Origin of the sequence: Tepidimicrobium xylanilyticum (genome assembly GCF_900106765.1) — a bacterium.
Classification (GTDB): domain Bacteria; phylum Bacillota; class Clostridia; order Tissierellales; family Tepidimicrobiaceae; genus Tepidimicrobium; species Tepidimicrobium xylanilyticum.
In genome coordinates this window covers 1-21,623 of record NZ_FNNG01000006.1, presented here as the reverse complement: position 1 = coordinate 21,623, position 21,623 = coordinate 1, and the positions used below count along the sequence as shown (strand labels likewise).

Annotated in this window: 22 protein-coding genes; 13 read left to right on the top strand and 9 right to left on the bottom strand. The window is 29.9% G+C overall.

The features are described 5' to 3' along the window. Nucleotides 1–37: 37 nt before the first annotated feature. The 12 genes from BLV68_RS07615 (at nucleotide 38) to BLV68_RS07560 (ending at nucleotide 10,620) form a co-directional block, all read left to right on the top strand. On the top strand, nucleotides 38–1,024 hold the full coding sequence (locus BLV68_RS07615; protein ID WP_093752785.1) for a metallophosphoesterase family protein: 987 nt from the start codon (nucleotides 38–40) through the stop codon (nucleotides 1,022–1,024). Nucleotides 1,025–1,026: 2 nt separating this feature from the next. Then, nucleotides 1,027–2,469, top strand: coding sequence for an AAA family ATPase (locus BLV68_RS07610; protein WP_093752488.1), 1,443 nt, complete (start codon nucleotides 1,027–1,029; stop codon nucleotides 2,467–2,469). 10 nt (nucleotides 2,470–2,479) lie between these two features. After that, nucleotides 2,480–2,728 carry a hypothetical protein gene (locus BLV68_RS07605; protein ID WP_093752486.1) on the top strand — a complete coding sequence of 83 codons (249 nt, stop codon included), beginning with the start codon at nucleotides 2,480–2,482 and terminating at the stop codon, nucleotides 2,726–2,728. Nucleotides 2,729–2,732: 4 nt separating this feature from the next. After that, the gene (locus BLV68_RS07600) at nucleotides 2,733–3,389 is read left to right on the top strand and encodes an ATPase (protein WP_093752484.1); all 657 of its coding nucleotides are present in this window, start codon (nucleotides 2,733–2,735) and stop codon (nucleotides 3,387–3,389) included. A 178-nt stretch (nucleotides 3,390–3,567) separates the two neighbouring features. Beyond that, nucleotides 3,568–5,106 (top strand): ribonuclease Y, encoded by a 1,539-nt coding sequence (gene rny / locus BLV68_RS07595; RefSeq protein ID WP_093752482.1) that lies wholly within the window; start codon nucleotides 3,568–3,570, stop codon nucleotides 5,104–5,106. Between the two features lie 140 nt (nucleotides 5,107–5,246). Then, nucleotides 5,247–5,507, top strand: a complete 261-nt coding sequence (locus BLV68_RS07590) for a stage V sporulation protein S (RefSeq protein ID WP_093752480.1) — start codon at nucleotides 5,247–5,249, stop codon at nucleotides 5,505–5,507. Between the two features lie 25 nt (nucleotides 5,508–5,532). Further along, complete coding sequence (locus BLV68_RS07585) at nucleotides 5,533–5,793, top strand: stage V sporulation protein S (RefSeq protein WP_093752480.1); 261 nt, start codon at nucleotides 5,533–5,535, stop codon at nucleotides 5,791–5,793. Nucleotides 5,794–5,926: 133 nt separating this feature from the next. After that, nucleotides 5,927–6,742, top strand: coding sequence for a PHP domain-containing protein (locus BLV68_RS07580; RefSeq protein WP_093752478.1), 816 nt, complete (start codon nucleotides 5,927–5,929; stop codon nucleotides 6,740–6,742). Beyond that, nucleotides 6,743–7,126, top strand: coding sequence for a PadR family transcriptional regulator (locus BLV68_RS07575; protein ID WP_093752476.1), 384 nt, complete (start codon nucleotides 6,743–6,745; stop codon nucleotides 7,124–7,126). It begins immediately after the preceding gene. 42 nt (nucleotides 7,127–7,168) lie between these two features. After that, complete coding sequence (locus tag BLV68_RS07570; RefSeq protein ID WP_093752474.1) at nucleotides 7,169–8,362, top strand: pyridoxal phosphate-dependent aminotransferase; 1,194 nt, start codon at nucleotides 7,169–7,171, stop codon at nucleotides 8,360–8,362. Between the two features lie 168 nt (nucleotides 8,363–8,530). Continuing rightward, nucleotides 8,531–9,217, top strand: a complete 687-nt coding sequence (locus BLV68_RS07565) for a HesA/MoeB/ThiF family protein (RefSeq protein WP_093752472.1) — start codon at nucleotides 8,531–8,533, stop codon at nucleotides 9,215–9,217. A gap of 425 nt (nucleotides 9,218–9,642) precedes the next feature. Then, nucleotides 9,643–10,620: a tyrosine recombinase XerC gene (locus tag BLV68_RS07560; RefSeq protein ID WP_093752470.1), complete on the top strand. Its 978-nt coding sequence runs from the start codon at nucleotides 9,643–9,645 to the stop codon at nucleotides 10,618–10,620. 24 nt (nucleotides 10,621–10,644) lie between these two features. On the opposite strand, the gene yneA is transcribed toward BLV68_RS07560, so the two are convergent. Further along, a complete protein-coding gene (gene yneA, locus BLV68_RS07555) occupies nucleotides 10,645–10,965 on the bottom strand; it encodes a cell division suppressor protein YneA (protein ID WP_159428647.1) in 321 nt (106 codons plus the stop codon). Nucleotides 10,966–11,168: 203 nt separating this feature from the next. On the opposite strand from yneA, the gene lexA reads away from it, so the two are divergent. Then, nucleotides 11,169–11,786: a transcriptional repressor LexA gene (gene lexA / locus BLV68_RS07550; protein WP_093752466.1), complete on the top strand. Its 618-nt coding sequence runs from the start codon at nucleotides 11,169–11,171 to the stop codon at nucleotides 11,784–11,786. 26 nt (nucleotides 11,787–11,812) lie between these two features. Here lexA and BLV68_RS07545 read toward each other — a convergent pair whose 3' ends face one another. The 8 genes from BLV68_RS07545 to BLV68_RS16285 form a co-directional block, all read right to left on the bottom strand. Beyond that, complete coding sequence (locus BLV68_RS07545) at nucleotides 11,813–13,117, bottom strand: methionine gamma-lyase family protein (RefSeq protein ID WP_093752464.1); 1,305 nt, start codon at nucleotides 13,115–13,117, stop codon at nucleotides 11,813–11,815. Nucleotides 13,118–13,186: 69 nt separating this feature from the next. Further along, on the bottom strand, nucleotides 13,187–13,426 hold the full coding sequence (gene hfq / locus BLV68_RS07540) for an RNA chaperone Hfq (protein WP_093752462.1): 240 nt from the start codon (nucleotides 13,424–13,426) through the stop codon (nucleotides 13,187–13,189). A 12-nt stretch (nucleotides 13,427–13,438) separates the two neighbouring features. After that, nucleotides 13,439–14,392 (bottom strand): tRNA (adenosine(37)-N6)-dimethylallyltransferase MiaA, encoded by a 954-nt coding sequence (gene miaA, locus BLV68_RS07535; RefSeq protein WP_200773698.1) that lies wholly within the window; start codon nucleotides 14,390–14,392, stop codon nucleotides 13,439–13,441. A 12-nt stretch (nucleotides 14,393–14,404) separates the two neighbouring features. Beyond that, complete coding sequence (mutL, locus tag BLV68_RS07530) at nucleotides 14,405–16,243, bottom strand: DNA mismatch repair endonuclease MutL (RefSeq protein ID WP_093752458.1); 1,839 nt, start codon at nucleotides 16,241–16,243, stop codon at nucleotides 14,405–14,407. A gap of 1 nt (nucleotide 16,244) precedes the next feature. Beyond that, nucleotides 16,245–18,863 (bottom strand): DNA mismatch repair protein MutS, encoded by a 2,619-nt coding sequence (gene mutS / locus BLV68_RS07525; RefSeq protein WP_093752456.1) that lies wholly within the window; start codon nucleotides 18,861–18,863, stop codon nucleotides 16,245–16,247. Between the two features lie 16 nt (nucleotides 18,864–18,879). Continuing rightward, entirely contained in the window at nucleotides 18,880–20,199 is a 1,320-nt protein-coding gene (gene miaB, locus BLV68_RS07520) for a tRNA (N6-isopentenyl adenosine(37)-C2)-methylthiotransferase MiaB (protein WP_093752454.1), read from the bottom strand. 462 nt (nucleotides 20,200–20,661) lie between these two features. Beyond that, nucleotides 20,662–21,255, bottom strand: coding sequence for a MerR family transcriptional regulator (locus BLV68_RS07515; protein ID WP_234949856.1), 594 nt, complete (start codon nucleotides 21,253–21,255; stop codon nucleotides 20,662–20,664). 197 nt (nucleotides 21,256–21,452) lie between these two features. After that, the gene (locus BLV68_RS16285) at nucleotides 21,453–21,623 is read right to left on the bottom strand and encodes an IS3 family transposase (RefSeq protein WP_407702352.1); all 171 of its coding nucleotides are present in this window, start codon (nucleotides 21,621–21,623) and stop codon (nucleotides 21,453–21,455) included.

Below are 21,623 nucleotides of genomic sequence, written 5' to 3'. Positions count from 1 at the left end.
CTCCTTTTAGGAGGTTTATTTGCAAGGAGTGTTAGTTTTGAAATTACTTTTTTTAACAGATACTCACATTAGAGGTACAACTCCAAAAAGTAGGAAGGACAACATTGTTGAAACATTAGAAAGAAAGTTAATGGAAATTATAAAGATAATAAAACATTATAATATTGATTATGTGTTACATGGCGGCGATCTATTTGATAGGCCTGATATTTCAGTCTCTATAGTAGGCAATTTTGCTTCCATATTAAATGAATTTAAAGTTCCTATATATATTGTTTGCGGGAATCACGATATCTATGGACATAATCCTAATACTGTTAACAGAACGATGCTAGGTCTTTTGGATGCTTTAAGTGTAGTTAAAATAGTACAGAGAGATGAACCTGTCTACTTATGTAAGAATGGGATAAAGGTGCAGTTGACTGGGCAATCTTATACATATGACATAGATAATGGAAATAATAGCGATAAATATATAATAACGGATATACCAAAGGATGTAAATTATGCAATACATATGGTTCATGGTATGTTATTAAATAAACCATTTATTAAAGGGATTCCTTATACATTAATAGATGACATCAAAGATACAAAGGCTCATGTTACTTTATCAGGCCATTATCATTCCGGATTTGGGGTAGTAGAGGTTAATGGGAAGTACTTCATCAATCCTGGTAGTTTAATTAGAATTACAAATAGTTTATCAGAAATAGAACGAACTCCTAAAGTGGCCATAATTAATTTGGATGATTCGATAAAAGTAGAGCTTGTTGGATTAAAAACTGCTGAAAAAGGAGAAAAGATATTAGATAGAGATGAAATAGAAAATCATATTTTTAAGAGCGAAAGGTTATTTGAATTTAAGCAGTCAATAGATGCAGCTATAAACTTTGATAAATTAGAAATCAACGAAATATTAATTGAAGTTTCAAATGCAGAGGGAGTATCTGAGGAAGTAAAAAAGGAAGCATTAAGAAGAATAGCTCATTCTCAGATGAAAAATATAGGAGATGAGATATAAAAATGAAATATATAAAGAAAATAATATTGGAAAATTTTCAATCTCACAAATATACGGAAATAGAATTAGATCCATACCTAAATGTAATAGTAGGTCCTTCAGATCATGGGAAAACAGCAATCATCAGAGGACTAAGATGGGCTTTATTCAATGAGCCATCTGGAGATTTTTTCATTAGAGAAGGAGAAAAGGACTGTAGTGTAACTGTTATTTTTAGCGATAATACAAAAATTAAAAGGTATAGGAGTAAAAGCAAAAATTCTTATTATCTATATAATAGTCAAGGAGAGAAAACCATATTTGAAGGATTTGGAACCAAAGTTCCTAAAGAAATAATCGATCAAATATCGATGAGAAAAATATCGTTAGATGGGGATCAATCCAATTTAATTAATATATCTGAACAATTAGAAGGACCCTTTTTGCTTTCAGAAAAAAACTCTGCTAAAGCTAATGCCATTGGCAGGCTAGTTGGAGTTCATATTATAGATGATGCTATTAAAGATACATTAAAAGATATAAGAAACTTGAATCTTAAAAAGAAAAATTTAGAAGAGATGTTGAAGAAATTGCAAATCGAATTAGCTGAGTATGATTATTTAGATTCATTAATTGAAATTAAGGATAATTTAATCAAAATAAAGAGTAGCATTTATAACTCACAAGTAAGGTTAAATAGACTAATTGAAATATCTGATAGTTTAAAAGAAATAAGTGAGGAGATTTTATTTATAAAGGAATACTTAAATAAATTAAAAAATATAGATGAAATGAAAGAGATTGAAAGGAAATTAAGTAATAAAATTAATAACTTTAACTCTATTTTTAATAAGTATAGTAGATTAGAAGCTATTAATAGAGATATCGCCATCAATAAAGCTATAATCCAAGGATTAAAGGGCGTTGACAGATGTTCAGAAATAAATAACCTTTTATCTTCATATATTGACAGAATGATCAAATTGGATAGAATTAGCAAACTTTTAAAGGAAGCTAATAAGAAGATAATATATAATAACCAGATATTGAAATTCTTAAGGGAAATAGAAAAAGTCAGATTTAATATTGAAATAGCTAAAAGTAGCTACGAAAAAATGACACAGCTGATGAGCACAAAGGCTAAATTAGATAGCATTAACAAAAGCATAGCCATAGGTGAAAATTTCTTAGACAAACTATCTCAAATAGATAGGTTATTGATGTTAAAAGATACGCTAGAAAATAAATATAGTAGATTAAAGTCTTTACTAGATTGTTATGATAGATATAATAAAATTAATATAACTAAACTAGATACTGAAAAAAATTTAAAAGAATTAGAAGAAAGACTCAATTCTCAATTAAATCGTTATAAAACCTTGTTGACAGAACTGAAGGTTTGTCCTCTATGTTTTAGTAGTATAGATAGAAATAAAATTGAAGAGATAATCGAAAACTTTAGATAGGAGGGAAACTATGGATTACGAGAAGGAACTTAATAATTTAAGAAATAATTTGGAGAGAGCAAAGAGCTTAAAATATAAGGCAGAAGCAAGACTGGAACAGCTAAATAACCAGAAACAAGAATTGATTAAGGAGCTTGAAGAATTAGGGGTTAACCCAGAGAATTTAGAAGAAGAGATAAAGAAATTACAAGCTGAAATTGATGAATTATTTAAGGAAGCAAATCAATTATTACCAAAGGATATTTTAGAAAAGAAGTGATATTATGATAAATAGTTATGATGATCTTGATAATTACATTTCTAATATAGAATCTTATATTTCTAAAGAATTAGGTAAAAAGGAAAAAATACTTGAACAAATAAAAGAGCATAACAAGATAATAGAGGATATTAAAAAAGAGATGGACCTAATAGAAAAGGCTAGCCTTTTATTGCAAAAAACTTCAGAGTTTGCGAGAAATCAAGCAAAAATACAAGTAGAATCCTTAGTGACTAATTGTTTACAGTATATTTTTGAAAGTAATATTGAATTTAAAATAGAAATTGAAGAATTGTATGGAAAACCAAATGCTGAGTTTTTTGTTGTCACTAAACATGACGATACTGTAATAAAAAACAAACCAGAATTATCTAGAGGGGGAGGAGTAGTTGATATCATTTCTTTGGCATTACGTATAGCTTTTTTGCAGATTCATAAACCTAGAATTGATGGCCCTTTAATTTTAGACGAGCCTGCTAAACACGTAAGTGAAGAGTATATTTTTAATGTAGCTGATTTTTTAAAACAAACCTCAGAATTGTTCGAAAGACAGATTATAATGGTTACCCATAACAATCACCTTTCTTCCATTGCTACAAATGCTTATAGAGTTGGGATGAAAGGGACTGAGAGCGTTGTAGAGAAGTTAACATCTAATTAATCCACTTGACATATTTAATTAAAAGTAATAAAATGTAATCGTACCTATATGTATATGAATACAGTATAAGCCGAAAATTAAGGTCAATCGGTTTATATTTTTACCTAATGATTATGTTATAGTCATTTGAAAAGGATATGTGGTATGAAACTTGAAAACTTAATAGAATAGGAGGTGCATCGTTATTGGTAATCTAATAATTAATATTTTAATTGCTATTGTAGGAGTCGTAATTGGTTTTTTAATAAGAAAAACCATCGGTGAAAGAAAAATAGGAAATGCTGAAGAATTAGCCAAAAGAATTATCGAAGATGCAAATAGGGATGCAGAAACCCGTAAAAAAGAGATTCTTTTAGAGGCTAAGGAAGAAATTCATAAAATGAGAATAGATTATGACCGTGAAATTAGAGAAAGAAGAACTGAGATTCAAAAGCAAGAAAAGCGTTTGCTACAGAAAGAAGAATCTATAGATAGAAAAATGGAATCCTTGGAAAAAAAGGAAGATGTCCTTAATAAAAAGACCAAAGAGCTAGAAGAAAAGGAAGATCTTATAGATGAACTATATACTAAGCAAGTAGAGGAATTGGAAAGGCTTTCAGGTCTTACTAGCGAAGAGGCAAAAGAAATATTATTAAATGATATTAAAAAGGAGATAGCTCACGAATCTGCAGTTCTTATAAAAGAAATGGAAAATAAAGTTAAAGAGGAATCAGAGAAAAAAGCAAGAAAAATCATTTCTTGTGCTATTCAAAGATGTGCTGTTGATCATGTAACCGAATCTACTGTAACTGTAGTAGCTCTACCTAACGATGAGATGAAAGGTAGAATTATTGGTAGGGAAGGTAGAAATATTAGGACATTGGAAACTTTAACGGGTATCGATTTAATAATAGATGATACCCCTGAAGCAGTGGTATTATCGGGATTTGATCCTATTAGGAGAGAAGTAGCAAGAATTGCTTTGGAGAAATTAATAGTAGATGGTAGGATTCATCCAGCTAGAATCGAAGAAATGGTTGAAAGAGCAAAAAGAGAAGTAGAAAATGTTATTAGAGAAGAAGGAGAGCAAGCTGCTTTTGACACAGGCAATCATGGCATTCATCCTGAATTAATAAAGTTGTTGGGTAGGCTAAAATTTAGAACTAGTTATGGACAAAACGTATTAAAACATTCTATAGAAGTATCTTATTTAGCAGGCTTAATGGCTGCAGAGCTAGGTGCCGATGTAAAACTAGCTAAAAGAGCAGGCCTATTGCATGACATAGGCAAAGCAGTAGACCATGAAGTAGAAGGTCCCCATGTTGATATAGGAGTAGAATTGGCTAAAAAGTATAAAGAGTCTAAGGAAGTGATACATTGTATCGCTGCACACCATGGAGATATTGAGCCAACCACTGTAGAAGCTGTGTTGGTACAAGCTGCAGATGCTATTTCTGCTGCTAGACCAGGTGCACGTAGAGAAACTTTAGAAGCTTATATAAAAAGATTGGAGAAGTTAGAAGAAATCGCCAATTCATTTGAGGGAATTGAAAAGTCTTATGCAATTCAAGCAGGCCGCGAATTGAGAATAATGGTTAAACCTGAAGATATTGGAGATGACGAAATAGTTTTAACAGCTAGAGATATTGTTAAAAGAATTGAAGCTGAATTAGATTATCCTGGTCAAATTAAAGTTAATGTAATAAGAGAAACTAGAGCAATAGAATATGCAAAATAAATAAAAGGAGCTATTTAATATTAAGTTCGCATATTTTTTGCAAAAAAATTTAAATTAAAAGAGGATTTTAATTTTATCTGTAGAATAATAAATATAGACTTATAATATATTAATAATATAATTTAGAGGGGGATGTTATAATGGATGTATTAAAAGTATCAGCAAAATCAAGCCCAAATTCTGTAGCAGGAGCTCTAGCTGGAGTTTTAAGAGAGAAAGGTAGTGCAGAAATCCAAGCTATTGGAGCAGGTGCATTAAATCAAGCAGTAAAAGCAGTAGCCATAGCGAGAGGATTTGTTGCACCTAGCGGTATTGATCTAATTTGTATACCTGCATTTACGGACATTGAGATCGACGGAGAAGAAAGGACAGCTATTAAATTAATTGTTGAGCCTAGATAGTGAAAATCTTAAGGGGGATGTTATAATGGATGTATTAAAAGTATCAGCAAAATCAAGCCCAAATTCTGTAGCGGGTGCTCTAGCTGGAGTTTTAAGAGAGAAAGGTAGTGCAGAAATCCAAGCTATTGGAGCAGGTGCATTAAATCAAGCAGTAAAAGCAGTAGCCATAGCGAGAGGATTTGTTGCACCTAGCGGTATTGATCTAATTTGTATACCTGCATTTACGGACATTGAGATCGACGGAGAAGAAAGGACAGCTATTAAATTAATTGTTGAGCCTAGATAAAGTTAAAAGAACTCAATAAAAAAACCTACTAGTTTTCAGTAGGTTTTTTATTTTTATAATACATTTGAATATTCTTGATAGATAAACAAATAATTGTATATAATATAGTTAGTAAATTAGAGGAGAAATTGCTATGATATTTGATTTACACGTTCATACCAATTATTCAGATGGATTATTTTCACCTACAGAGGTAGTGAATTTAGCTATTATCAAAGGAATAGATGGCATTGCTATAACAGACCATGATACCGTTTTAGGAATTGAAGCTGCTATTAATTATAGTAAGAGAATTAATAAAATAATAGTTATACCTGGTATTGAATTAGGTTGTATTCATAATGATGAAGAGGTGCATCTGCTGGGATATTTTTTTGACTATAAATCAAAGGATATAATGGATGTAACAGAGCAATTGAGAATAAATCGAGTTATAAGAGGCATCAAAATGGTAGAAAGAATAAATGATTTAGGCATGGAATTGACTTTAGAAGAAGTCCAAAAGCTAACTAGGAAGGATTACATTGGAAGACCACATATTGCTCAAGCTCTAGTGAATCGGGGCTATGTTAATAGTATAGAAGAAGCTTTTGATAGATTATTAAATAGAGGCATGCCTGCATATATTGAAAGAGAAACTTTATCTATAGTTGAAGCTATAGATCTAATACATGATTTAGATGGAATAGCCATTTTAGCACATCCAGGCCTTTTAAGAAGCCAAGAAACTTTATTCTACTGTATAGAAAAGGGAATTGATGGGCTTGAAGTAATCCATTCAAAACATACGAAAAATAATATTGATTTTTTATTACAAATTTGCGATAATAGTGATCTTATAGCAACTGGTGGTTCTGACTGTCATGGACGCATAATAGATGGAGATTATCTATTAGGTAAGTATTACGTAAATATCAATCATATTCCTATGATGAGAAGGAGGATTTAATTGACTCATTATAAAAGTGAAAGAAATAGACAATTTCCTTCGATAATTAGCACTACTTCCTTTGTTAAACTATATATACTCCATTTGTTAAAAGAGAGAAGCTATTATGGTAATGAAATTATAGAGGAGATAAAAAAGAGGTTAAATAATAAATGGATACCAAGTCCTGGAATGGTTTATCCTCTTTTAAGGGATTTAGAAGAAAAAGGATATGTAACTGGTTGGTGGGAGGAACCTGATAAGAGATCTATAAGGAGATATCGTATTACCGATGAAGGATATAAACATTATAAGATAATTTTACTTCAATATAAGACAGGCTTTGAAGACTCGCTATTTATATTGAAGAGTGTTTTAAAAGATATATATGGAGTTGACGCATAATTTTGGTATTTATGATAATTGAATTAAAATAGGAGGGATATAATGGATTTAATTTTATCTGAAAAAGGATTAAGTATTTCCCCGTCAGTAACATTAGAAATCACAGCAAAAGCTAAAGCAATGAAAGCGGAGGGAATAGATGTCATTGGATTTGGGGCAGGAGAACCAGATTTTAATACTCCTGAAAATATTAGAAATGAAGGTATTAGAGCCATAAATGAAGGATTAACTAGGTATACTCCAGCTTCTGGAATAGAAGAACTAAAAAAGGCAATCTGCAAAAAATTCAAGGATGATAATAACCTAGATTATACTCCAAAAAATATAGTTATATCTAATGGAGCTAAACATTCAATATATAATGCCTTGCTTGCCATATTAAATCCAGGAGATGAAGTAATCATAGGAGTGCCATATTGGGTAAGCTATCCAGAATTAATAAAAATAGCTGGAGGCGTTCCGGTATACATAAATACGAATGAGGAAGAAAATTTTAAGTTCACAGTTGAAAAGTTAGATAAAGTTTTAACAGAGAAAACAAAGGCTTTAATATTGAACAGCCCTGGCAATCCGACAGGATCTATTTATGAGGAAGAGGAATTAAAAATGATTGCTGATTGGGCAGTAAAAAATAATATAATAGTAATTTCAGATGAAATATATGAAAAATTAGTCTATGATGGAAAACATGTTAGCATTGCTTCGATGAATCCTGAGATAAAGGAGCTAACCATAGTAATAAATGGAATGTCAAAAGCTTATGCTATGCCTGGATGGAGGATTGGTTTTACAGCAGCAAATGAGCAAATTGCAAAGGTTATGAATAATATTCAAAGTCATACAACTTCTAATCCCTGTTCCATTTCTCAATATGCCAGCGTAGTAGGTTTATTAGGAGATCAATCAGAAGTATATAGGATGAAAGAAGAGTTCAAAAGAAGAAGAGATTATATGGTGGAAAAAATCAACTCAATAAAAGGTTTAAGTTGTAGAAAGCCAAAGGGAGCTTTTTATATAATGGTAAATATTACTCAGATTAAAGGTAAAACTATAGATGGAATTCAGGTCAATAGTTCCTTAGACTTTGCTAAGGTTTTACTTGATAAAGCCAGAGTAGCGGTAATCCCAGGAATAGGATTTGGAGATGATGATTATATTAGATTATCTTATGCCACTTCAATGGAAAATATAAAAGAAGGATTAAACAGAATTGAAGAGATTATTGAAAGAAATTAATTTTATATTATTGCTTTTGCAGCAGACGATCTTCACATATAAAGGCACTATATATTCAAGTGTTATAATAACTTTATCAGAGAGGTTTACATAAATATATTATGTAAACCTCTTTCGATAATTATATAAAATATATATCGTACATATAATATTGTGAGGTGATATAGGATGAAAAGATACGCTAGGAATATGGAGGCAATAACGGCAGATGAGATGAAGATTTTGGAAAAAAGCAAAGTATGTGTCGTTGGATGCGGAGGTCTTGGGGGATATATAATAGAATTATTAGCAAGGATTGGAGTAGGGTCAATTACAGCAATAGATGGTGATGTGTTTGATGAAACTAACTTAAATAGACAATTATTTAGCCATAGTAAAAATATAGGGAAAAGCAAATCGGAAGAAGCTAAAAAGAGAATAGAATTGGTGAATCCTCTTATAAATATAGAATCAGTAAATGTTATGATTAATGAATCTAATTCCTTATTTCTACTTAAAGGGCATGATATAATAGTAGATGCTTTAGATAATATAAAAACTAGAAAACTGATTCAATCTAGCGCAGCAAAGCTAAATATACCAATGGTACATGGCGCTATTGGAGGCTTTTATGGTCAAGTTACAACTATTTTTCCTAATGACAATACTTTAGATTACCTATATCCTAATGATATCAAATTGGATAGAGGGATTGAAAAGAGACTGGGAAATCCTTCCTTTACACCAGCGTTAATCGCTTCCATAGAAGTTGCAGAGGTAATAAAAATTCTATTAAGAAGAGGCGATCTTTTAAGGGGAAAAGTACTTTTTATAGATTTATTAGAAAATAGTTTTGACATCCTTGAATTTGAATAATATAAAATTGTAATTTAATATTTTATTTATTTTATAAATGCAATTAATATAAGAAATAAAGTTTTAAAATAAAAAAGTTTACATAAAATAATTATATTAACCTTATAATCTAAAAATAACGGACGATAAACTATAGTCGTTTTTATATATTTTAGAATTAATAGAAAAATCATAGGTCTCTAAATTTACGATATAAGGCTTTTGTATAGTATCATCGGTAGAAAGTCAATAAATCAAATTCAAATCAATTATGGCTCAATTTTGAAGGTCGTTTTTGATGGTTTAACTGTAATTTTGTTTTGGTATTATACATAGAAATTATATTTTAAAAGAAGGATTTTTTATTTTAATATCGAATATATAAATAGTCACAAAATATGTATTTTGTGACTATTTATATAAAACATACAGAAAAGAGGGATAAAATGAACAAAATACCGCTATTACTTGAAGATTATCTAAATTATATGGAAACCATTAAAGGTACTTCTTATAACACTACAAAGGAGTATTTCTTTGACTTAAGAACTTTTTTTAGATATATTAAATTAAGATATAAACTTGTAGATAAAGATATACCGTTTGAAGAAATAGATATTAGTGACGTAGATATTGATTTGATTAAGAAAATAAATTTACAAGACCTCCACTCTTTCATCTCTTATGTAGACAAATATAGGGATAATGGAAATTTTGCTAAATCTAGAAAAGTTGCGAGTTTAAGGTCTTTTTTTGATTACCTTCATTTAAAAGTCAATTTAATTGACAAGAATCCTGCAGTTGGGCTTGAGTTCCCAAAAACCAATATAAGACAACCTATCTATTTAACTTTAGAGGAATCGGAAAGGTTATTGAAAACTATCTTAGATAATAAAAATGAATTTTTTAGAAAAAGGGATTATGCAATTGTGATGTTGTTTTTAAACTGCGGTTTAAGGTTATCAGAACTATCTAGTATTAATATTACTAAAATCAAAGATGATACTCTAACAGTTATTGGGAAAGGCAATAAAGAAAGGACTATTTACTTGAATGAAGCTTGTATTGATGCCTTAAAGGATTATATTGCTGTGAGGCCAAAAGATAGCACTGATAAAGAAGCTCTTTTTTTGAGCATGAGAAAAAAGAGAATGAGCAATAGGGCTATACAACATATGATTGATAGATATCTTGAAAAGGCTGGGTTTGATACTAATGTCTATTCTACCCATAAACTTAGACATACTGCTGCTACTTTAATGTACAAGCATGGTAATGTAGATATTAGAGCGTTGCAAGCCATATTGGGCCATGAAAATGTATCTACAACTCAAATATATACACATATTGATGATGAAAGATTAAGAGCTGCTGTTAAAAGCAATCCTCTTGGAAAAGCTAATCCTAATTCTAAAAACAAATAGCAGGCATCTTAACTAAGGTACCTGCTATTTATCGGGAGCATATTTGATGGGTACTTTTATTACGTCTCCAGGATAGATATTGCTATCTATTATCTGATTGAACTCTTTTATCTCATATACCATTTTTCTTACGTCATAATTGGATGGCATATTTTCAATGGCTATTTTCCACAAAGTATCCCCTTCTTTAACCAACACTTCCTTATATAAGCTATCATAAGTAGAACTATATACTCTTTTTTGATTACTAAATATAGCTATAATTATTAATGGTATAGTTAGCAAGATGATCAAAAACGTATAAAACCTTCTTTTATTTGTTATCTTATAACCTAATCTATTCATATACACCACCTCGCACAACCGTTCTGAACTCATGTTCTGATTATATTTTATAAAAACATAAGTTCGTTGTCAATAGAAAAAACAAAAAAGAACTAATGTTTGAAATATCTTTATATTTATGATATAATAAGATAAATTTAGAATTAGTTACTACATAGTTTAATTTTGTTTCTATATTGAGTTTATTATTGTGAGGTGATTTTATGTATGAAGATTTAAATCAAGTCCAATTTGAAATTTTACATTTTATTAAAAGTCAAATCCAAAAGAATGGCTATCCCCCATCTGTAAGAGAGATTTGCAAAGGCGTTAACTTGAAATCTACTTCTACTGTCCATAGACATTTAGAAAAACTAGAAACTAAAGGTTATATCAGAAAGGATCCAACTAAACCAAGGGCAATTGAAGTCTTAGATAAGGAGGAAGATTCTTTATTTACGTCCAAAAAGACTGTAGATGTCCCTATATTAGGTAAAGTTACTGCTGGTCAACCTATTTTAGCTGTAGAACATATTGAAGATACTTTTCCAGTACCCATTGAAATTGCAGAACGTGGTCCCCTTTTTATGCTTAAAATACAAGGAGATAGTATGGTTGATGCTGGTATTCTTGATGGCGATTATGTTCTAGTAAAGCAACAGAATGATGCTATAAATGGAGATATTGTAGTGGCATTATTAGGAGATGAAGCTACAGTTAAAAGGTTTTATAAGGAAAAAGATTATATTCGCTTGCAACCAGAAAATGAGGCTATGTCGCCAATATTAGCTAAAGAAGTAACCATATTAGGTAAGGTTATAGGATTATACAGAAAGTTTTAATATTTCCCATAATAAAAATAAGCTAACTACGTAGTTAGCTTATTTTTATTTATTAAATTGTTGTGATAAAGGTTGTTTAATGACTTCATAACTCCAAGTTTACAATGTTGGTATGTTAATCCACCTTGAAAATAGGCGTAATATGGTTCTCTCATTGGTGCATCAGCACTTAATTCTATTGAAGAACCATCTATAAATCCTCCAGATGCCATGATTACTTTATCTTGATAACCGGGCATATCCCAAGGAACCGGGGTTACATAGGAATCTACTATTGCAGCTTCTTGAATGCCTTTGCAGAACTCTATGACTCTATCAGGAGAATCGAATTTTACGGCTTGTATTATATCACTTCTAGTATCGTCTATATCTGGTACAATTTCAAAACCCAATTCTTTATAAACCATACCTACTAATAATGCTCCTTTTAATGCTTCTGCCACAACATGTGGAGCCACGAAAAGACCTTGTAATGTAGATCTGGTAGTTCCGAATGTTAAACCGCAATCCTTTCCTAGACCAGGTGCAGTACTTCTGTTTGAAATTTGCTCAACAAGTTCAGATTTTCCAACTATATAACCTCCGGTAAGAGCTATACCTCCTCCTGGATTTTTTATTAAAGATCCTGCCATTATATCTGCTCCAACTTCTGTTGGTTCCTTTATTTCAACAAATTCACCATAACAATTGTCTACCATTATGATTATATTTTTATACTTTTCTTTAATTATTTTTATAGCCCTTTTCATTTCATCTATAGTTATAGCTTTCCTGTCGCTATAACCAGTGGACCTTTGTATTAGCAACAGTTTAGTACTACTAGAAATGCACTTTACAACCCTATCTACATCAATTCTTCCATTTTTTAAAGGAACTTCCTTATATTTTATTCCATATTCTAATAAAGTACCTTTTTCCTTTCCTTTTACGCCAATTACTTTTAGTAATGTATCATATGGAGTTCCAGAGATGGAGATAAATTCATCATTAGGCCTTAATAAACCGGATAGGGTTAGAGTAATTGCATGTGTTCCAGAAACAATAATAGGCCTTACCAGCGCATCTTCTGTGTTAAAAATTAAAGAATAGATTTCTTCAACCTTATCTCTTCCTATATCACCATATCCGTATCCGGTGGTCCAATTAAAATCTGTAGAGCTCAACTTTGATTCTTGAATTTTTCTAATTACCTTATATTGATTATATTCTCTAATTTCATCAATATAATTAAATTTGTCTTTAAGTAATCTTTCCTTATCATCAACGAATTTTATTATTTTTTCATCCAAGCCATAAAGTTTACATAATAAATTTACTGTCAACTCTTTCATTTTTATTTCCTTTCTAATAGTATTTAAATACAAAAGCCTCTGAAATGCTCAGAGACATTTGTATTAGTATTAATTTTCAGCCTTTGATTTTTCTGTAAAATTAATTGGTTTTACTGGAACTATCGTTGATATTGCGTGTTTATAAATTAGCTGTTGTTTACCTTCGCTGTCAACAATAATAGTATAATTATCAAATCCCTTAACTAGGCCCCTAATTTGGTATCCATTCAATAAGTAAACAGTAATTGTAAGTCCATTCTTTCTTGCTTGATTTAAATAAATGTCTTGTAAATTGTTGGTGTTTTTCACTTATTCCCCTCCTTAAATTTTTAGTTTTCCATTTATCTTAATATAGTTAATAATGTATTCGGTAATATCAGCTACAGAGCTATATCTAGTTACATCTATCCAATGTATTCTTTTATCGCGCTTAAACCATGTTAATTGCCGCTTTGCAAATCTCCTAGTATTTCTCTTAAGTATTTCTATAGCTTCATTTAAATTCATATTACCTTCTAAATACTCAACAATTTCTTTGTACCCAATAGCTTGCATTGAAACTAGGTTTTTGTCGTATCCCATAGAAAGTAAATTTTTTACTTCGTCAATTAATCCTTCTTGGATCATCTGGTCAACACGTCTATTTATTTGATTATATAATGTGGCTCTATCCGTAGTTAATCCAATCATAGCTAAATTGTATTTATCGGTTTCTTTTCTAAAATTTAAATTATAATTGGACATGGGTTTACCAGTTTCATAATAAATTTCCAGAGCTCTTATTATTCTTTTCCTATCATTAGAATTGATACGTTTAGCAGTTGCCTGATCAACATTATATAACTCATCAAAAATATATTGATTTCCATATATATCAGCTAGTTCATTATATTTTCTTCTAAATTCTTCATTTGGTTTTACTTTTGAAAAATTTAAGTCATATACTAAAGAGTTAAGATATAATCCTGAACCTCCTACCACTATAGGAATTTTACCCCTTTTATTGATTTCACATATACATTTCTCAGCACATTTCTTATAATCTGCTACAGTGAATTCTTCATCAGGATAAACTATATCAATTAAATAATGAGGAATGTTCTCCATTTCTTCTTTCTTAACTTTTGCTGTACCTATGTTCATATATTTATATATTTGCATAGAATCAGCAGATATTATTTCCCCATTTATCTTTTGTGCTAAATCAATTGATAATGTTGTTTTACCTATAGCAGTTGGTCCAACAATAGCAAGTAAGTTTTTTTTAGTATCCAATACTATCATCCTTTACATTATTCTACTAAATTCTTTCTCTATGTCTTTTTTTGATATTTCAATGATAGTTGGTCTTCCATGTGGGCAGGTATAGGGGTTTTTTGCTTTGCTTAACTGGTCTATTAAGCTTTGTATTTCTATATCACTAATATTATCGCCACTTTTTATTGCTTTTGTACATGCAATTTTCATAATCTTTTCCGATTTTACTTCATAGCTACTTCTTATATTCTCTGTGATAGTATCGGCTAAATCCATAAATAAACTTCGTATTTGGGGTTTGCCAAATAACATAGGTACTCCTCTTATTATAACGCTATTATTACTAAACTCTTCGACCATAAAACCTAACTTATTAAATAATTCTATATTATTTATTACTATTTCAAAATCAAGGTTGTTGAGTTCGATTATTTCGGGCGCTAAAAGTGGCTGGATTATAACATTTTCAGATTCGTACTCTCTTTTATACTGTTCATATAATATCCTTTCATGAGCAGCATGTTGGTCAATTAAGAAGGCTTTTTCCAATTGAGCATTTTCTAATAAAATAAAAGTAGAAAAAAGGACACCTATGATTCTCGAATTCTTTAATGAGTCAAATATTGGGTTTTTATCTATTTTATTAAGTTGATTGTTGATTTTATTTATATTTAACTCAGTATCGTTATGATCTTTTATGGTGTTATCTTGTATGGAGTCGCTAAAATCTTTTAAAAACCAATCTTGAGAATCTTCAATTTCATATTTTTTTCCCCTTACAGGCAAGTTATTATTTTCAACAAAAGCTTTTTCAAATAACAATGGCAGCTCGTCAGTTTCTTTGCTTTTATCTTTGCCAATAGAGATTTCAGGTATGGATAATATACGGTTAAATGTTTGATCAATTGCTTTATCAAGAGCATTTGCTACTTGTTGGAAGTTTAAGAACTTTATCTCTTGTTTTGTTGGATGAATATTTACATCAATTAAAGACGGATTTATATCTATAAATACAACATAAACAGGAAATTTATTAATAGGTATAATGGATTTATACTTCTCTTCAATTAATTTTGTTATATCATAATTTTTTACATACCTATTATTAACATACAAGTATTGATGATTTCTATTGCTTCTGTAGAAAGTGTTTTTAGATACATAACCTCTAACACTAATATTGGATGATTCAAAACTTATTGCCACCATATTATCAGCAAATTCTCTACCAAGTAAAATGTAAATATTTGTTAATAGGTCATTATCTTTAGAAATATTAAAAATTACTTTATTATCCTTAATATATTTAAATGAAATGCCCTCATTGCCTAAAGCAAGTCTACATATAATATCGCTAATATAATTGGCTTCTATGGTATTGCTTTTTAGAAAACTCTTTCTTACTGGGATATTATAAAACAGGTCTTTAACTATCATTGTAGTTCCTTTAGGGCATCCTATTGGCATCATTTCTAGAATCTCTTCGTTTTCAACATAGCCCCTAATACCATGTAAAGCATTTTCTGTTTTTGTAAGTACTTCAACTCTTGAAACTGAGGATATGCTAGCAAGGGCTTCCCCTCTGAAACCAAAGGATATGATTTTATATATATCATCAATATTATTCAATTTGCTAGTTGTGTGCCGTTTAAACGCTATTTTTAGATCATCCTCATTAAACCCATGGCCGTCGTCTGTAATTCTAATGTAATCTTTGCCACCGTTTCTTATTTCTAGGGTTATACTGGCAGCATTAGCATCTAATGAGTTTTCAATTAGTTCCTTAACAACTGAAGAAGGCCTTTCAATTATTTCACCGGCAGCAATTTTTTGAATTGTAGACCTATCCAATATTTTGATTTTGCTCATTTTAAGCTCTCTCCTTAAGTTTTTTGGCTTCTTCTACCAACTCAAATAGAATATTTATAGCTTCAATAGGAGTTAGATGATTCACATTTAAATTTTTAACCTTATCGATAAAATAGTCCTTTTTATAATCTAGAAAATTCAACTGTTTATTTTCTTGAACTACATTACTTTTTGGCGTGGATAGATTGCTTTTTTCAATTTGTTGGAGTATCTCATTGGCTCTATCTATAATCTTATTATCAATTCCAGCTAATTTTGCTACTTGGATTCCATAGCTTTTATTAGTACTGCCTTCTACTATTTTCCTTAAGAATATAATTTCATCTCCTTTTTCTTCTACTAAAATGGTTAAGTTTTTTACACCTTTTAACTTGTTTTCTAAATCTACAAGTTCATGATAGTGGGTTGCGAATAAGGTTTTTGCACCTATGTTTTCAGCTATATATTCAACTACTGACCATGCTATGCTTAGTCCATCATAAGTACTTGTACCTCTACCCACCTCATCTAATATAATCAAACTATTTTTCGTTGCATTCTTAATTATATTTGCTACTTCATTCATTTCAACCATAAAGGTACTTTCTCCTTGAGACAAATTGTCAGATGCACCAATTCTTGTGAATATCCTATCAATAATACATATATCTGCTTCTTTTGCAGGTATAAAGGAACCAATTTGAGCCATTAAAATTATTATTGCTACTTGGCGCATATAGGTGGATTTTCCTGCCATATTAGGGCCAGTTATTATCTGGATCTTATTATCATGATTATCCATATAGGTATCATTTGGAACGAAATAACCATTTGATAAAGTAGCTTCTACAACCGGATGCCTTCCTTCTATTATTTTTATTATACCTTTATCGTTAAGTTTTGGCATTACATAATTATTTTCATAAGCCACTTGAGCTAGGGAATTTAATACATCAATTTGAGAAATTAATTTGCTAATTCCTTGAATCCTTTCTATTTCCATTTTTACTTTTTCTCTTATTTGGTTAAATAGATTATATTCTATTTCAATTATCTTATCTTCTGCACCTAAAATCTTGGCTTCCAATTCCTTTAATTCTTTTGTATGATATCTTTCTGAATTAGTTAAAGTCTGTTTTCTAATGAAATAGTCTGGAACTAAGTTTATATAGGATTTGGTCACCTCAAAGTAGTATCCTGATATTTTATTGAATCCAATTCTTAAATTTTTAATTCCTGTCTTTTCTTTTTCCTCTATTTCCAAATTAGTAAGCAATTGTTTGCCAGTCCTGCTAATATTTTTTAATTCATCTAAATCTTTATTGTATCCTGATTTTATCAATCCTCCTTCTTTAAGAGTAATCGGAGGATTGTCTACTATGGATATATCCAACAGTTGGTAAATATCCTGTAAAGAATCCAATTCCATTCCTAATTCAACAAATTCTTTTTTATCAGAATTGAATAATAAACTCTTCAGCTCAGGTATATGACCAATAGAAATTTTCAAGGAATATAAATCCCTAGCATTACAATTTCCATAAGAAATTTTCCCTGCCAATCTTTCTAAGTCATATATATTCTTTAAGCAATCTTTAACTTTGTCCATTAGAATTATATCTTCCAAAAAGAGTTGAACAAACTTTTGTCTTTTTTTGATTTTGTCAATATGAATAAGAGGTTGTTCTAACCAATTCTTTAATAGTCTACCCCCCATAGCTGTTGAAGTCTTATCTAATAACCATATTAAAGCTCCTTTTTTCTCTCTAGTCATAATGGTTTCATGAATTTCTAAATTGATTCTAGTATTTATATCCATTATCATGTACTCATTTATATCATAGTATTCTAATGAGCTTATATGGTTTAACGAACCTTTTTGAGTATTATATAAATAGTCGATTAATTTTCCTGCAGATGCAATACAGTACATTTTACCTTCTATACCTAAATCTTCTAACCCATTTGATTTAAAGTGGGATAAAAGATTTTTTTCCCAATCAACCTCTTCAATGGATTTTGTGTCGTAACTATTTATATAAGGATTGATTCTGTTTTTTATGGTCTTTAATATTTTTTTATTCTTTAAAAAGTCACTATTACAAATTATTTCAGAGGGGGAAATTTTGCCTAACTCATCCAATACAAAATCATATATGATTCTTTCATCTTTTATTAAAACTTCAGTGGTGTACATTTCACCTGTTGAGCTATCAACATAGGATATTCCAGCTCCCCAACTATCCATATAAATTGAAGCTAGAAAATTATTGCTCTTTTCATCTAAAACATTGGTGTCTGTGATGGTGCCTGGTGTAACTACCCGAATAACGTCTCTTTCTACTAATCCCTTAGCGGTAGAAGGGTCCTCAAGTTGTTCGCAAATTGCTACTTTATAACCCTTTTTTACTAATTTTGAAATATATACATCTGAAACATGGTAAGGTACTCCACACATGGGAGCTTTCAAATTGTTACCTGCATCCCTTTGAGTCAAGGCGATCTCAAGTTCTTTGGATGCTATAATAGCATCGTCAAAAAACATCTCATAGAAATCGCCTAATCTAAAAAATAAGATTGAATCTTTATACCTTTCCTTGATTTTTTTGTATTGTTTCATCATTGGCGTCAAGTTATCCAAGTTTTAACCCTCCGTATTAAATAATATGTCCTTCTAAAGTAAAAGTTTTTGCATTATCTATTTTAACGTTTACTAACTGACCGATAAGAGATCTATCGCCCCCAAAATGAACAAGTCTTCCATGTCTAGTTCTTCCTGACAATATTTTTTCATTATTTTTACTTACTTCTTCAACTAACACTTCTACAATTTCATTTTCATACTTTAGATTTTTTTGATAAAAAATTGGATATAAAGTATCTATCAACTGTTGAAACCTTTTATGTTTTATTTTATCAGGGATTTGATTTTCCATTTTTGCTGCTATAGTTCCTTCGCGTATAGAGTATAGAAAAGTAAAAGCAGAATCATATTCAACTTTTTTTACCAAATCTAAAGTTTCATTAAAGTCTTCCTCTGTCTCGCCCGGGAAACCTACTATAATATCTGTTGATAATGAAATATCTGGAATCCGGGTTTTGATTTTTTCAACTAAATTTAGATAATCTTCTTTTGTATATTTTCTATTCATTGCTTTTAATATTTTACTACTACCTGATTGAACAGGTAGATGTAAGTGTTCGCATACCTTTTCCAACTCTGCCATGGCTTCGATCAGTTCGTTAGATAAATCCTTGGGATGGGATGTCATAAACCTTATCCTCTCTATTCCATCAATTTTATTTATATCCTTTAATAGGTTAGCAAAGTTATAGTCATAGCTTAAGGTTTTACCATAGGAATTAACATTTTGGCCTAATAAAGTTATTTCTTTACATCCATTTTCCGCCAAATTCTTAATTTCCTCTAGTATATTTTCTGGTTCTCTGCTTCTTTCTCTTCCACGTGTATAAGGTACAATACAATAGGTACAGAAATTATTACATCCATACATTATATTCACATAGGCTTTAAAAGTATATTTTCGATTTGCTTCTATGTTTTCAATTATCTCTCTGGTATCTTCTACTATATCTACTACGGTTTCGTTTGTTTGATAATGCCTACTTATTAATTGAGGTAGTTTATGGATATTTCCAGTTCCGAATATAATATCTACATGTTTGTATTTTTCAAGGATTACATTTCTAATTGGCTCCCTCTGCATCATACAACCGCAAACAGCAAGAATTAAATCGGGTTTTTTTCTTTTCAATTCTTTCAGTGCTCCTAATTGACCATAGACTTTTAGCTCTGCATTTTCCCTAACCAAGCAAGTATTATATATTATAAAATCGCTATCTTCTTTACTATCTGTCCATATATAACCCATATTTTCTAATATCCAAGATATTTTTTCTGAATCATGTTCATTCATTTGACAACCATAGGTAACAATAGTATATTTTTTGCTCATCTTTTGTTTTCCTCCTTAAGTTAATCGTATATCATACTTCCAAAAAACTAAAAAACTCTTCAAAGCATATTTCTTCTATATATTATACCATTATAAATAGCCTATTGGAAGTCAATAGGCTATTTATAAAATCCACTATTCTAATCTTCTTGTATAAGTACATTTTCATAAAATTGACATTTTTCAAGAAAACACAATCCACTAAAATTGTTAATACATGAGATAGCTCCACATTTTTTAAAAGACATTTTAAGTTTAAATTTGTTATGTTTAGTTCTTTTTCTCATATTAATCAACTCCAAATTTTAGTTGCTAAAAACATTATATCATATAAACTAATATATTACAAGAAAATTTTCTGAATATTGTAATATACATTATTATATATTGCAATTTATCATTCGTTATAGCGAAATAGGCTATAGAATTTGCAACTCTACCTTCACATTAATTCATATTGTGTTATTTGCCTTTAAATAACCGTTGTAAAAACCCTCTGCTATTTTCCATTCTCTTAATTCTTTCTTTTAAACCTGCAATCTCATAGGATTTTTCCTTAAGCTTCATTTTTAACTTTGCATTTTCACAAATTAATACATCTCTTTCCTTGCTATTTAATTCGTTTTTTAATGCTATGATTTCATCCATTAATTCATTTATAAGCTTTACATTATATCCATTGTTATCATTTAACACGTTAACAAGTTCATCAAAAAAAGATTCTCGTAAGTTTAAGCTGATTTCTTTAGCTATTTCTATAGCATCTATTATTGCTGGAGGATTTACGCTAGTTAATGCAGTTTCTTCATTTGTGTCTACCACTATTTCTGGAGATTTAAGAATTAATTTGATTTGTTTATTACTAAAACCTTTATCTTGAAGAGATTTTATATATTGTAATTGTTCTATTTCTAAGTAGGTATAAAATCTATGGTTAGATTCATTTCTAGGAATTTTTAGCTCAAATTCCTTTTCATAGTATCTTAGTACATGGGGAGGATAACCTGTTATTTCAGCAACTTCCGATATAGTATATTGCTTATCAACCTCTAACACTATAATACCCCTTTCAAACAATCTTATATACAGTCCTATATAAGTATTCTTTAATACTCATTAAATTCCTTTACAAAAATTCATATTTTATCTATCAAATATTGATATTATATGCCAAATACTCTCATGTAATTTAGGAATTAATGAAAAAGAGCTGGAAATTGAACTGACCCTTGTCAAGTAAACAAGCAATTTAATTAAAATTTATACACATTAGGATGCATGTTTCGATATTCTAAAGGAGCCACGCATCCTAATCCTTTTTGAAATCTTTTTTCATTGTAAAATTTTATATATTGAATTATTTTTTCCCTTAATTTTTCAAGTGTTTTAAACTTCTTACTGTAAAACATTTTAGTCTTTAATAT